13 protein-coding genes and 1 tRNA gene are annotated in these 12,397 nt (G+C 67.6%); 6 read left to right on the plus strand and 8 right to left on the minus strand.

Features of this window, described 5'->3' with window-relative positions:
• Nucleotides 1-453: 453 nt before the first annotated feature.
• Nucleotides 454-759 carry a transposase gene (locus LL236_RS12095; protein WP_228179100.1) on the minus strand — a complete coding sequence of 102 codons (306 nt, stop codon included), beginning with the start codon at nucleotides 757-759 and terminating at the stop codon, nucleotides 454-456.
• Between the two features lie 205 nt (nucleotides 760-964).
• Here LL236_RS12095 and LL236_RS12100 point away from each other — a divergent pair, with 205 nt between their 5' ends.
• On the plus strand, nucleotides 965-1,225 hold the full coding sequence (locus LL236_RS12100; RefSeq protein ID WP_228179101.1) for a hypothetical protein: 261 nt from the start codon (nucleotides 965-967) through the stop codon (nucleotides 1,223-1,225).
• 7 nt (nucleotides 1,226-1,232) lie between these two features.
• Here the strand turns inward: LL236_RS12100 and LL236_RS12105 are convergent, their stop codons facing one another.
• From LL236_RS12105 to LL236_RS12125, 5 genes are all read right to left on the minus strand, one after another.
• Nucleotides 1,233-2,012, minus strand: a complete 780-nt coding sequence (locus tag LL236_RS12105; protein WP_267189823.1) for a nuclease-related domain-containing protein — start codon at nucleotides 2,010-2,012, stop codon at nucleotides 1,233-1,235.
• 29 nt (nucleotides 2,013-2,041) lie between these two features.
• Nucleotides 2,042-2,755 (minus strand): nucleotidyl transferase AbiEii/AbiGii toxin family protein, encoded by a 714-nt coding sequence (locus LL236_RS12110; protein WP_228179103.1) that lies wholly within the window; start codon nucleotides 2,753-2,755, stop codon nucleotides 2,042-2,044.
• A complete protein-coding gene (locus LL236_RS12115) occupies nucleotides 2,752-3,360 on the minus strand; it encodes a hypothetical protein (RefSeq protein ID WP_228179104.1) in 609 nt (202 codons plus the stop codon). Before LL236_RS12115 ends, LL236_RS12110 begins: the two co-directional genes overlap by 4 nt.
• Nucleotides 3,361-3,580: 220 nt before the next feature.
• Nucleotides 3,581-3,653: transfer RNA gene (locus LL236_RS12120), tRNA-Met, on the minus strand.
• Nucleotides 3,654-3,713: 60 nt separating this feature from the next.
• A complete protein-coding gene (locus tag LL236_RS12125; RefSeq protein ID WP_228179105.1) occupies nucleotides 3,714-4,325 on the minus strand; it encodes a MerR family transcriptional regulator in 612 nt (203 codons plus the stop codon).
• Nucleotides 4,326-4,419: 94 nt separating this feature from the next.
• On the opposite strand from LL236_RS12125, the gene LL236_RS12130 reads away from it, so the two are divergent.
• Nucleotides 4,420-4,836 (plus strand): hypothetical protein, encoded by a 417-nt coding sequence (locus tag LL236_RS12130; protein WP_228179106.1) that lies wholly within the window; start codon nucleotides 4,420-4,422, stop codon nucleotides 4,834-4,836.
• Between the two features lie 10 nt (nucleotides 4,837-4,846).
• Here the strand turns inward: LL236_RS12130 and LL236_RS12135 are convergent, their stop codons facing one another.
• On the minus strand, nucleotides 4,847-5,263 hold the full coding sequence (locus LL236_RS12135) for a YccF domain-containing protein (protein ID WP_228179107.1): 417 nt from the start codon (nucleotides 5,261-5,263) through the stop codon (nucleotides 4,847-4,849).
• Nucleotides 5,264-5,481: 218 nt separating this feature from the next.
• Nucleotides 5,482-6,189, minus strand: a complete 708-nt coding sequence (locus tag LL236_RS12140; RefSeq protein ID WP_228179108.1) for a DUF1684 domain-containing protein — start codon at nucleotides 6,187-6,189, stop codon at nucleotides 5,482-5,484.
• Nucleotides 6,190-6,292: 103 nt separating this feature from the next.
• On the opposite strand from LL236_RS12140, the gene LL236_RS12145 reads away from it, so the two are divergent.
• The 4 genes from LL236_RS12145 (at nucleotide 6,293) to LL236_RS12160 (ending at nucleotide 12,396) form a co-directional block, all read left to right on the plus strand.
• Nucleotides 6,293-8,962 (plus strand): ABC transporter substrate-binding protein, encoded by a 2,670-nt coding sequence (locus LL236_RS12145; protein WP_228179109.1) that lies wholly within the window; start codon nucleotides 6,293-6,295, stop codon nucleotides 8,960-8,962.
• 76 nt (nucleotides 8,963-9,038) lie between these two features.
• Nucleotides 9,039-9,977, plus strand: coding sequence for an ABC transporter permease (locus LL236_RS12150; protein WP_228179110.1), 939 nt, complete (start codon nucleotides 9,039-9,041; stop codon nucleotides 9,975-9,977).
• Complete coding sequence (locus LL236_RS12155) at nucleotides 9,974-10,831, plus strand: ABC transporter permease (protein ID WP_228179111.1); 858 nt, start codon at nucleotides 9,974-9,976, stop codon at nucleotides 10,829-10,831. The genes LL236_RS12150 and LL236_RS12155 overlap by 4 nt, the downstream gene beginning before the upstream one ends.
• The gene (locus LL236_RS12160; protein ID WP_228179112.1) at nucleotides 10,828-12,396 is read left to right on the plus strand and encodes an ATP-binding cassette domain-containing protein; all 1,569 of its coding nucleotides are present in this window, start codon (nucleotides 10,828-10,830) and stop codon (nucleotides 12,394-12,396) included. Before LL236_RS12155 ends, LL236_RS12160 begins: the two co-directional genes overlap by 4 nt.
• Nucleotide 12,397: the final 1 nt, after the last annotated feature.

The following is a 12,397-nucleotide window of genomic DNA, read 5'->3' on the forward strand; positions in this document are numbered from 1 at the left end:
GACAGGCGCCGAGCGGTGTCCTTTCACCACCGCAAGGTTCAAGAGCGCCTCGTGGCGCTCGATGTCGGTGAGCCAGACTCGGTTGGGCGCGTCGGCGCGGAACACGCGCTGCACATGATCGTCGAACACGGGCGGGCCGGCCTTTCCCGTTCCCGCGTGGGCGGCGTTGCGCGGACGAGAGGATCCCGGCTTGCGAGCACAGCTTCCACGCCGTCCGCCGGCTCATCCGCCAGCCTGCGCGGCGGGCTTCGTCGGCGAGGTATCGGTATCCAAACGTCGGGTCGTCGACGTGGGCGTCGTGGAGCGCATTGATCCGATACGCGCGGAGCACGTCCGCGTCCCGGACCGGGTCGTTGCGCCACCGGTAGTAGGGCTGGCGGGCGAGCTTGAGGACCCGGCACGTCACCGTCACGGGAATCCCCGCTTCGGCGAGCTCGGAAACGAGCGGGTACGTCATTTTGGGGAGCCACCGAGGCGCAGGTTCGCCTGCGACAGATACGCCTCCGCCCGGCGGAGGACCTCGTTCTCCTGCTCCAGCAACCGGATCCGCTTCTTCAGCTCCCGAGCCTCGGCGGCATCGGCAGCGGTCTGGCCGGGACGGTTGCCGTCTTCGACGTCGGCTTGGCGGAGCCAGTTCTGCAGCGTCGCTTCGCTGATCCCGAAGTCGGTGGCGATCTGTTTGATGGTGACGCCGCTCTCGCGGCTGCGCGCGACCGCGACGACGTCCTCGCGGAACTCTTTGGGATAGGGACCGGGCATGATGACATCCTTCCCGCCGGCGCCTCCCGGCACTAACGATCAGTTGTCACCGATTCGTTCCTCACGCCCGTGCGCCCGATGCACGCATCCAGCTCGCGGTCGTCGCCCTCCGTGCAAACCACCCGCGCTTCTGCGCGACGCGAGCCGCACCGACCTGAGATCACCGCATGCCGTTCTCCGCTCACGGGAGGCGTCGGAAGCAGAAGTGCAGATCACACTCGCAGCACTCCTCGCCGCGCTGCACATGGACGCCGGCATCGCAACCGCCGACGGCCACCCACTCGCCCTGGTCACGGTGGACGGTGAGTGGGCACTCGCTGGTCCGCGTCATGCCCAGCCTGGTCGCATCGAGCCGCTCATCCCGAACTCGCTGCCTAGGCAGATCGAGACGGTTCCGGCGCCGCCCGCGACGGCCGAGGTGGACACGGCGCCGCGTTGCGCGTGGATGTCGGAGTTCGTGCTGTAGCTGCGATTTACGCGACGGGGAAAGCCTGTGCGAGGCGCGCATGAGTGGCGTCGACGTCGAAGGCGACGACAGGTGCTTCCATCATCCGCTTGATGAGGAGTCGCGGCCAGACGACGTGGACCGTGAAGGATCCTCCGAGGAGCGGCCAGTCGGCTTCGAGAAAGCACAGCACGCCTGTGATCGGGATCGTGTCGTCGGCTAGTGCCTCGCGGACGCGGTCGGCTTGCGACTTCACGCCGTCGACGAGTTTGGTGCCGTCGCGGCCGCCAACTCGAAGCGACTCCACCCGTGGTCGGAAGAGGCCGCCCCCAACGCGCAGCTCCGGGCGCTTGTTCTTGTATCGCTTCGCGTCGATCACCCAGACACCCGAGGGGCCGATGGCGATGTGGTCGATGTTCGCTTTCGTGCCGCGGATGCGACGGTCGTGCATGACGCGGAAAGTGTCGGGGACGTCGGCGAGTCGTTTCGCCATGAGCTCCTCGCCGACCGCTCCGCGCTCCCACGCCTTCGTGCTTTGCGGATCGTCAGACAGTGCGAGGATCAGCCCGCCGAGCTTCGGATGCTCACCGCGGATCCGCTGCTCACGGGCATCCCGGCGTCGCTCGTACTCTCGGCGCGCGGATGCTCCGGCTTCGCCGCCCACGGCTTCGACCGGGGGCGCCTCGACTGCCGGTTTGTCGCACTCCACGCAGCGAATCGCCTTTCGAGCCCGCTCGTAGATGGCCTCGGCACCCGCACGGTGCGCGCGGCCACATAGCCGACAGCTTCCGGCGTAGCGCAGCTTCATGCGTTTGTCGTCGGGACCGAGTTCCAGCGTCACGTGCCCGCTCCGAGCGTCGGTCCCGGGCGCCCGTCTGACCGGCGCCGAAGCTGCAGTTCAGCTTCTTCGATCCATTCGCGGGCGAGGGAGGCGTAGCGGCGACGGTCCTTCTGGTTGAGTCCGGCGAGTTTGGGGAGGAGTTCGAATGTCGTGCGCATGTGCCCGGGAATGTCATCGACAGGTCCGCCGGTGGATGACAGGAGAACCTCGATCACTCCTCCGGCGGTGCCGCCGCTGTCGATCAGGGCGACGAGCTCGCGGGCATCCTTCCTTCCCTTCTCCGTCGCGTGCCGGTCGAGCAGGGCGGCGATCTTCGTGGCGATGTGGGCGTCGAGTGTGAGCATGAGCCACCCTTCGACCTTGAGGTCGGGGTCGACGTACCGGGTGAGCGCACCGACGTCGAGGAGCAGCTTGGTTCCGAGCTTGGACTCGTAGGGGAAGTACGCGTCGACGTGGACGCCGTCGGCGTTGCCGCGCGCCTTCCGCCCGCCACTGTGGAGGTGGTTCTCGCTGTACTCAGTGAGGCGTTCCGGGAGTCTCTGCCGCAGACTCTGGTCGGTGATGATCAGGTCTATGTCGTGGCTGATCTCGCCGCCGACGCGCGCGTTCGTCGCCCACCCTCCGATGAGGATCGAGGGCTCGAGGTCGTACCCGAGCGAGTCCAGCAGAGCGCGAAGGCGGCCCTCATCGTCTGCCCCGAGAATCGTCATTGTCCGTCGCCTTCCTGATCCCACTCGCGGTCCCGCAGGAAGCTGTCGCGCAGCGCCTTCCGGAACTCGGATGCCTGCCACCCGGGCGTCGCGAAGAGATCGGCATACGTCTGAGCCAGACTCGAGAACCCGTTCCAGGTCTTCGCCGCACGCTTGTCCATCAAAACCACACGCACCTCCTTGCCGGCGGGCAGGGTGGTGAGATTCACGGACGCGGGCAGGTACACGATGTGTTCGTTGAAGTCCGCGACGGCTCGGCCTTTCAGGATCGCGGTCGCCGCATCAGCGCCGCCGAGCGCGTAGGGGCCCAGCTTCGAGTCGAGAACCGGACCGATGCCTTCGCGCGTCGTCCACGCGAGGGTGTCGCGCTCGAGGTTGCGCCACGCGCACAGCATCGTCAGGAGCTTGTCGATGCTGACGACCGCGAGCCCGCCCCGGCTGTACCGATCGATCGTCCCGTTGCTCTCCAGGCGCTCAAGAGCAAGGTAGGCGGTTGTGCTCGGCACGCCCGCTTCGTAGGCGAGGTCGGCGACGTTCCGCCAGGTCCGCTGCCCTTCGAGCGCACGATCTGCGAGAGCACGCCAGACCAGCTCGTTGCCCTTCATCGCGCTCCTCGGTTTCCAGGTATTCCTGCGATCATCGTTACGGGATTACATGTAACCATGATTACAGGAAAATCGGAAGATTGATCCACGTGACGAGAAACGCGAAACTGGGCGTCGTGGTCAAGGTGTGTCCATCTGGTGTCCGGATGGTCGTCACCGAAGAGGAGCAAAGCGGCCACGATCCCTTGAAACAATTGGGATCGCGTCCTTTCGCGAACAGACGCGACGAGGGGAGTCGAACCCGCTGCGCGACCGGGTATGAACCGGTGCCCGGAACCATCCGGTCCGCCGCGATACGGCGCAACGCTAGCCGCGACCCCTGACGCGCGGCTGCCGTGTTTCTTACCGTGACGTCACATGTCGTCATCCGTCTCGCGGGTGGCGAGCACGTGCTGGTGAGCGAGCCGGCGGAGGGCCAGGATGGCGGGTTCGTACATTGCCGTGCCGAGCACGGCGTACGAGACTTGCTCGCTCTCGCTGAGGTGTGCCAGCGGGATGAGTTCGGCCGCCGCAATCTGCAGCAGCGGCCCGGCGTAGCGGGCGGCGGTTTCGGCATCCCAGGCGAGCCCCGCCGCCTCGATGCCGCGGATCGCCGCCTCCAGCTGCGCGACAGCGGCGAATCGCTCGTCGTAGGTGAGCCCCAGTCGCTCGATCGTCTCTCGCGCGCGGTCGGTGTTCGTCTCGTCGGCGTACGGTGGCAAGGCGCTCACAGCCTTTCCGAGCGTCGCGTACGGCGTCTCGTCGGGCTCATCGATGAGAGACAGGATCTCCTTCACCCGGGCGAGCGGAAGCGCGCGCACGTCGCTCAGTGCCTGGATGGCGCGCAGGCGGGCGAGGTGCTCGTCGTCATACTCGGCGCGGGTCGCAGACGTCGCGGCGCCGCGGGGCAGCATCCCTTCCCGGATGTAGAACTTGATCGAGGCGACGGGGATGCCGCTTCGCTCGGAGAGTTCGGAGATGCGCACGATGCTCCTTGCCTGGATAGTTTCACTATCCTATATTGGGTATCGGCACTATCCAATACGCGCCGGCGGCGCGGAGAGTCGAAGCGGAGCATCCATGTCCCCGATCCTGTCGATCGTCGTCGGCGCCACCCTGCTGACGGTGATCACCATCGCCTACGGCGGCACGTTCGTGTTGCGCGCCACGACCGGCGGCTACCCGTTCAACGGACTACAGAAGACGTTCTTCCGGGCAGGTCACGCGCACGCCGGGGTGCTCGTCATCCTCGGGATCGTGTGTGCGCTCGCACAGGCATCCGCAGGAGTTGCGGGAGGCTGGGAGTGGGGAGCGGTCGGCGTTCTCGCCTCGGCGATCCTGGTTCCGGCGGGGTTCTTCCTGTCGGTGATCGGTCGCGACCCGCAGAAGCCCGGGCGGGCGATGGCGCTGCTGTGGACCGGCGTCGTCGTGCTCGCATTCTCGCTCGCGGTGGTCGGAGCATCCGTCATAGCTGCCGGTGTCGCGGCGCTCGGCTGAACTCCCGAGGTCAGCGGGCCACGGAGTCGGCGGCCCGGTCGAACTGACCGCCGCGCCGCTTCTCGACGATCTCTTTGCCCAGCGGCATCAGCGAGACCGGCACGAGCTTGAAGTTCGCGATCCCGAGCGGGATGCCGATGATCGTGATGCACAGCGCGAGGCCCGAGAGGATGTGCCCGATCGCGAGCCACCAGCCGGCGAGGATGACCCACACGACGTTTCCGAGGAACGAGAACACTCCCGAACGCGGGTGATCGACGACCTCGCGCCCGAAGGGCCAGAGCGTGTATACCCCGATCCGGAATGACGCGATACCCCACGGGATCGTGACGATGAGGACGCACAGGATGACGCCCGCCAGCATGTAGCCGAGGAACAGCCAGAACCCCGACAGGACGAGCCAGATGATGTTCAGGAGGGTTCGCATGGCATCCATTCTGGGCGGTGCTCCTGTGCGCGAGGTGGGACTCGGCAGAGGGGTCCGACCTGGAGCGGGGGCGCTACGAGTTGACGGCCTGGGCGTCCGCCCGCCGCCTGCTCTGAGGCTGCAACCGCTCCTCGAGAATCCGATCGGGCGCCGAATCGCACGGCTCCCGTTCGGATTCTCGGCGCCGGATCGGATTATCGATCGATGACGCCACCGGGTCAGCGCACGAGGCGCTCGCCCGCACGAACCGGCACGGTCCAGCGGTTGGTGGGCGGCGGGAAGACGCACACGTAGGCATCCGAGAACGCGCAGGGCGGAAGGTACGCGCGGTTCAGGTCGACGGTGACAGAGCCGTCCGGCCCCGGTGCCGAGATGCGGAGGAACCGGAAGCGGTAGCTCTCGTTCCCGCTCGTGGCGTCGGAGAACGCCGCGAAGAACGAGCCGTCATCGAGCAGCTGCACACACAGTGACGCGTCCCCGTCGGGCAGCGCGAGGTGGAGGACTCCATCGAAATCGTCGGTGCTCCGGCGCCCGTCGACGGCCACGGTCGGCACGCCGCGGTGAGGGGTGCGCTCCAGTCGCGTGAGGATCCGCAGGCGATCATCGAGGGGCCAGCGCTCTATCTCCGAGATCCCGCGCTGCGCAGGCGCCGACGGGTCGTAGACGCGCACCGCGACCGCGCCGTCGCGTTCGAAGCCTCGGAGCTCGAGATCGCCGGACTCCCAGCGCTCCCCGGGCGCCAAGCTGACGTCCCCAGACGTCAGCGACCCCATGGCCCGCCCGTCCTCTGCGTGCCAGTGACCGGGAACGCCGTCGAAGGAGCGTGGCGTCGGATCCAGCCAGTGCGTCGCCGCAAGCGTCGCGATTCCGCCGGGCGACCAGACTGCGGCGTCACGGCGCACGCGCCATTCCTCGGTGGTTGTCATGGCCTGCCTTCCGTTCGGGGGTCGCCGGGTCTGCGTGGCGGGTGAAAGCCGTGAGAAACATATTGTTACACCATCGAAACCTGGTGATAGATAGCATCTCGCTATGGATCGACGGAGTGACATCGATATCGACGCTCTGACGCGTGCGCTCGATGTCCATTCCCTCCGCATCCTCGTCGCGATCGATCAGACGGGATCGATCAGTGCCGCCGCTCGATCGCTCGGATACTCCCAGCCGACGATCACGCAGCACGTCCAGCGGCTCGAGGCCCGCCTGGGTGCGGCACTTGTCGTCCGCACCGCGCGGGCTGCTCGGCTCACCCCGACCGGCGCTCTGCTCGCGCAGCACGCGCCCCGAATCGACGCCAGCCTCACGGCGGCGGCTACCGAGCTGGCACGGATGCTGGGCCGTCGAGCCGACCTCGTGCGCATCGCCGCATCCGCCGATGCGGTCGGCACGGTTGTCGCACCAGCCCTCGGACGCCTCGCTGCGCAGCAGCCCGAGATCGACGCCTCGTTCGTGGAAGCATCCGACAACGCTGCGGCCCTCGCACTGGTTCAGGACGGTCGCGCCGACATCGCGGTGACACTCACGCTCGCCGTCAGCGGCGAACGCCACGCGATCGCCCGGCGCAGTGGGATGCGATCGACGTTCCTGTTCGCGGAAGAGATCGTCGCACTGAGCACTGCGGAGATCCAGGCAGCGGGAGGACGCATCGATCCCGCGCTCCTGGCCGACGAAATCTGGATCCGCGGCGACGGATCACCGGGCGACCTGCTCGCCGAGCGTCTCGAGCGCCCGCGCGCCGGCGATGACATACACGTCTCGAACGCCGCTGCAGCTGTGGCTCTCGCCCGGCACCGCGTGGGCACAACCTTCGTCGCCGAGAGCGCACTGGCCGGCATCGATCTTCCCGATGGCGTACGGGTGTGGGGACTGACCCCGGCAGTCACCCGCCGCGCAACCGCGACGGCCCTCGTCGAGGCTGCAACGATCCCCGCCGTCGAGTCGGCGCTTCGCGTGCTCGCCTCGCTCCGCCCCTCACCAGCCGACGTCGAGGTCATCCTCGACGCCAGACGCCGCAGCGCAAGCCACCGTGCCCGATTCAGTTCGTCCCGCACGACCTACCCCGCCCGAACCGCACCCCCAGAGGAGAGTCCTATGCCCTTCCCGTCCACCGCCCGCCTCGCCCAAGCCGGCGCCGTCGTTGCCGCGGGGGCGCTCCTGCTCACCGCGTGCAGTGGCGACCCGGCGCCGTCGGCGAGCACCGCGCTCGCTGACAGCGGCGAGCAGATCGACAGCATCACTGTCGCGCTGCCCGGATCGCTGTCCAACCTCTACGTCGGGCAGGAGTCCGGCATCCTGAACTACTACATCGCCTCGATCGCGCAGGAAGGTCTCGTCGCGATCGACGCCGACGGCGCCATCCAGCCCGCCCTCGCCGAGTCGTGGTCGCAGCCCGATGACGTCACCTACGTCTACGAGCTTCGCGATGACGCGATGTTCCAGGACGGCACGCCGGTCACGGCCGATGATGTCGTCTTCAGCCTCAACGAGGCTCGCGACGAGACCACCTCGCCCGGGCTTGCGTATTACATGACCAACGTCGAGTCGGTCGAGAAGACCGGCGACAGTGAGGTGACGATCACCCTCACTGAGCCGGATGCCGCGTTCGCCAAGAACATGAGCACCGGTGGCGCGGCCTTCATCACTTCGAAGGCGTTCTGGGATGCCAACGACGGAAACGTCGGTACGGCATCCTCCCTCCTGATGGGAACCGGCCCCTACAAGGTCACCGAGTTCGCGCCCGACTCGCACGTGACGTTCGAGCGCACCGACACCTGGTGGGGCGAAGAGCCGAAGGTCAAGAGCATCACCGTCAACTTCATCCCGGATGAGTCGACCAGACTCCTCGCGGCACAGTCGGGTGACATCGACGTGGCGTTCAACGTGCCGCTGGCCCAGTCCACGCAGTGGGAGGGCCTGGACACCATGCGCGTCGACTACGTCAACGACCTGTCGTATGTCGGGCTCTACTTCAACACCAGCGTTGCCCCGTTCGATGACCCGAAGGTGCGCGAGGCGATCGCCCACGCGGTCGACCGCGATGCCTACGTCGACAAGCTGCTGCGCGGGCACGGTGAAGCTGCCACCGCGATCATGACCCCCGAGTCACTCGCCGCCGTGTACTCCCCGGATGTCGCCCGCGAGAAGCTCGCCGAGATCCCGCAGTGGGACTACGACCTGGATGCTGCCAAGGCGGCGCTCGCGGAGTCGGGGTACCCCGACGGGTTCGAGACCGAGATCCTCACCCCGAACACCGGCCCCCAGCTGGGCACGGCAGCGCAGGCGCTCTCGCAGAACCTTGCCGAGATCGGAATCACGCTGAACGTTCGCGAAGTGCCGATCGAGGAATGGCTTGCGAGCCTGGATGCCTCCAGCGACTACGGCCTGAACATGATGTGGTACTTCTCGACCCTCGGTGACCCCGCCGAGATCCCGAGCTACCTGCTGGGCGTCGGCAACCCTGCCGCATACGACAACCCCGAGATCATGGCGCTGCTGTCGGAGGTGGGCGCAGAGTCCAACCCGAGTGATCGCATCGACCTGCTCATCGAGGCCGAGACGCTGCAGGCCGAGGATGCCGTCAACATTCCCCTCTGGTGGGGCCAGTCGGCCACCGCGTTTGCCAACAACCTCGGAATGAACGACTACAGCCCGTTCGCGTTCATCTCGTCGTGGCCGACGCAGCTCTACCGCGCGGCGCAGTAACACCGACGGAACCACCACTGTGACAACAGGTTCACCCCTCCGGGCACGCGCCCCGCGATCACGGCCGCTTGGCCGCATGCTCGCGGTGCGCGTGCTCGGCATGCTCGGCGTGCTGCTGGTTCTCTCGTTCATCGTCTTCTCGCTGATGTACCTCGCCCCGGGCGACATCGTGAAGAACCTGCTCGGGAACCGGCCGTCCTCACCGGATGCGGTTGCAGCTATCCGAGCCCAGTACCACCTTGATGACGCGTTCCTCGTGCAGTACGTGCGATGGCTGGGCGGTTTCGTCACGGGGGATCTCGGCGAGTCGATCCGGCTGCAGACAACCGTGGCCGACGCGATCTCCTCCCGCGTCGGGCTCACCGCGGCGCTCTGCGGGATCGCGTTCGTCATCGCCCTCGTGGTGGCGATCCCGCTCGGCGTGCGCAGCGCCGTACGGGCAGGCGGAGCGTCCGACCGCACTGCCAGCGCGCTCGCGGTCGTCGGGCTCAGCGCCCCGACGTTCGCCGTCGGTCTGCTGCTCCTCTACGTCTTCGCGTACTACCTTCCGGTCTTCCCGGTATACGGAGCAGGGTCGGGCGGGCTCGACACGCTCTGGCACCTCGTCCTCCCGGCGATTACCCTCGCCCTGGGCTTGGGTGCCATCATCCTGAAACTGACCCGCACCGCCATGCTGCGCGAACTCGAAGCCGACTACGTCACCTCGGCCCGCGCTCGCGGTCTGTCGGAGCGCAGCGTCCAGCGCATCGCGCTGCGCAACGCCGCGATCCCGATCGTGACCGGCGCGAGCCTCGTGCTGACCTTCCTCGTCGGTGGCACCGTGCTGGCCGAAACCACCTTCGCACTGCCGGGCCTGGGCACCCTGCTGCAGGACTCCGTGCTGTTCAAAGACATCGCCGTCGTACAGTCGCTCACACTCCTGGTTGCGATCGTCATCGCCGTGATCGCGCTCCTTGCAGACATCGCCTACATCCTGCTCGACCCGCGGGTGCGCGAACGGGGGGTGCCGGCATGACCGCCGCGATCGAACTCATGACCTCACCGACCCGTCGCCGCAGACGGATGCCGATTCTCATCATCCTGTCGGTGGGCCTGATCGCTCTCGTGGTGCTGGCTGCCGTCCTCGGTCCGTTGCTGTTCCCCGACGCCATGCGCCAAGACATCCTCTCCGCGCTCCTGGCCCCGGGACAGGACGGACACCTGCTCGGCACCGACGAGCTCGGTCGCGACGTGTTCGCTATGACGGTCGCGGGCACCGCGTCGGCCCTGGTCGGACCGGTGTGTGTCGCCCTCGGATCGATGCTGCTCGGCATCCTGCTCGGCACGCTCGCCGGCTACGAGCGCGGCTGGCTCGACTTCCTGATCAGCCGCTGGACCGACCTGCTGCTCGCCCTTCCGGTGCTGCTGGCGGCGATCGTCGTCGCCGGTGTGTTCGGCGGCGGGTACTGGGTGACCGTGGTTCTGCTGATCGCGCTGTTCTCGCCGTCGGACATCCGAATCGTGCGCGCGGGCGTGCTCGAGCAGTCGGCCCGGCCCTACATCGAGGCTGCCCAGATGCTCTCGCTCTCGCGGTGGCGCGTGATGTTCCGCCACATCCTGCCGAACGTGTCGACCCTGGTGATCACGAACGCGATGCTCAACGTCGCGTTCGCGATCGTCGCGTTCTCGTCGCTGTCGTTCCTCGGCGTCGGGGTGCCGCCGGGGACTGCCGACTGGGGGCGCCAGCTCACCGACAACCGGGCGATCATGTTCGACAACCCTGCCGCCGTCATGGTGCCGGCCGCCCTCATCATCCTCGTCGCGTGCGCCGTGAACCTCGTCGGCGACTGGCTGGGTCAGCGCCTCTCGCAGGTGGGAGAAGACGCATGACCGGAGTGAAGATCGAGGGGCTCACCGTCCAGGGGCCCCAGGGGGTCATGGTCGAGCCGTTCGACGCGACCATAGCCCCGGGTCGAACTCTGGCGATCATCGGTGAATCCGGATCGGGCAAGACCCTCAGCGCCAAGAGCCTCATCGGCCTCCTGCCCCGTGGTTTCCGCGCCGCAGGGACCGCCGTCGTCGGCGAACGCACGCTTGCGCTGGATGCCGCACCTGCAGCGTGGACGTCGGTGCGGGGGTCGACCGTCGCGCTTCTGCTGCAGGACCCGTTCACGAGCCTCTCGCCGGTGCACCGCTGCGGGGATCAGATCGCCTGGACGCTGCAGGCGGCATCTGACAGGCGGATCGCGGCATCCGACCTCGCTCGCGAGGTGGCCGCGCGGCTGGCCGAGGTGAAGCTCCCTGAACGCGTCGCGCGAGCCTTCCCGCACCAGCTCTCGGGCGGCATGCGGCAGCGGGTAGCTATCGCGGCGGCGCTGGCCGCTGACCCGAAGCTCCTTATCGCGGATGAGCCGACCACCGCGCTTGACGCATCGAACCAGGCCGAGATCCTCGACCTGCTGCGCGCGGTGCAGGCACGTCGGGACCTGTCGGTCATCCTCATCTCGCATGACCTGGGACTCGTGCGCGGCCGGACCGACGACGTCTTGGTCATGCAGCACGGCGTCATCGTCGAGCGTGGAGCAACCGGCGATGTGCTGTCTGCTCCGAAGCATCCGTACACCCGTGCGCTCATCGACGCGGACCCCGTCCTCGCGCCGCCGCGTGAAACTGCTGCGCCCGAGGCCGACCAGACTCCGACCCTCCTGCAGGCGACGGGAGTGACGAAGCACTTCGGGGAGCGCACGGTGCTCGATGGCGTCGACCTGCGCATCGGCGAAGGCGAGATCGTCGGCGTGGTCGGAGAATCCGGGTCGGGCAAGTCGACGCTCGCGCGCTGTATCGCGGGGCTGGAGCGCGAAGACGGCGGAGTCATCTCCTTTGTCGGTGAGAACCTCGCCCCGGGACGCCGCTCGCGCACACCAGCGCAGATGCAGATCGTGTTCCAAGATCCGTACTCGTCGCTGAACCCGATGATGTCGATCGGGTCGATCCTGCGCGAAGCCCTCGCCGTCGCGCGCCGCCCGGCATCCGATGTGGCTGTGCTGCTCGAGACCGTCGGGCTTCCCACCGACTTCGCCGGCAAGCGCCCGGCCGAACTGTCGGGTGGTCAGCGCCAGCGCGTCGCTATCGCGCGTGCCCTGGCACCGAGGCCGCGCCTCCTCATCTGCGACGAGTCGGTCTCAGCACTCGATGTCTCGGTGCAAGCCCAGATCCTGGCGCTGTTGACCACGCTGCGTGACGACCTCGGTATCTCGCTGTTGTTCATCTCGCACGACCTGGCAGTCGTGCGACTGCTCGCCGACTCCGTAACCGTGCTCTGGGACGGCCGCGTGATCGAGAGCGGACCGTGCGAACAGGTGCTCACCGAGCCCCGACACGAATACACCCGGATGCTGGTTGCCGCCGCGCACCGCGAGAACACGTCGGTGGGTACCGGCGAGAGAGAAGACTGAC

This window comes from Microbacterium schleiferi, from assembly GCF_020781975.1.
Lineage (GTDB): Bacteria > Actinomycetota > Actinomycetes > Actinomycetales > Microbacteriaceae > Microbacterium.

Coding starts and splice junctions, on each gene's coding strand:
- LL236_RS12095 (WP_228179100.1), bottom strand. CDS start 759: ATGCCCGGTCCCTATCCCAAAGAGTTCCGCGAGGACGTCGTCGCGGTC.
- LL236_RS12105 (WP_267189823.1), bottom strand. CDS start 2,012: ATGAAGCTGCGCTACGCCGGAAGCTGTCGGCTATGTGGCCGCGCGCAC.
- LL236_RS12110 (WP_228179103.1), bottom strand. CDS start 2,755: ATGACGATTCTCGGGGCAGACGATGAGGGCCGCCTTCGCGCTCTGCTG.
- LL236_RS12115 (WP_228179104.1), bottom strand. CDS start 3,360: ATGAAGGGCAACGAGCTGGTCTGGCGTGCTCTCGCAGATCGTGCGCTC.
- LL236_RS12130 (WP_228179106.1), top strand. CDS start 4,420: ATGTCCCCGATCCTGTCGATCGTCGTCGGCGCCACCCTGCTGACGGTG.
- LL236_RS12135 (WP_228179107.1), bottom strand. CDS start 5,263: ATGCGAACCCTCCTGAACATCATCTGGCTCGTCCTGTCGGGGTTCTGG.
- LL236_RS12140 (WP_228179108.1), bottom strand. CDS start 6,189: ATGACAACCACCGAGGAATGGCGCGTGCGCCGTGACGCCGCAGTCTGG.
- LL236_RS12145 (WP_228179109.1), top strand. CDS start 6,293: ATGGATCGACGGAGTGACATCGATATCGACGCTCTGACGCGTGCGCTC.
- LL236_RS12150 (WP_228179110.1), top strand. CDS start 9,039: ATGCTCGCGGTGCGCGTGCTCGGCATGCTCGGCGTGCTGCTGGTTCTC.
- LL236_RS12155 (WP_228179111.1), top strand. CDS start 9,974: ATGACCGCCGCGATCGAACTCATGACCTCACCGACCCGTCGCCGCAGA.
- LL236_RS12160 (WP_228179112.1), top strand. CDS start 10,828: ATGACCGGAGTGAAGATCGAGGGGCTCACCGTCCAGGGGCCCCAGGGG.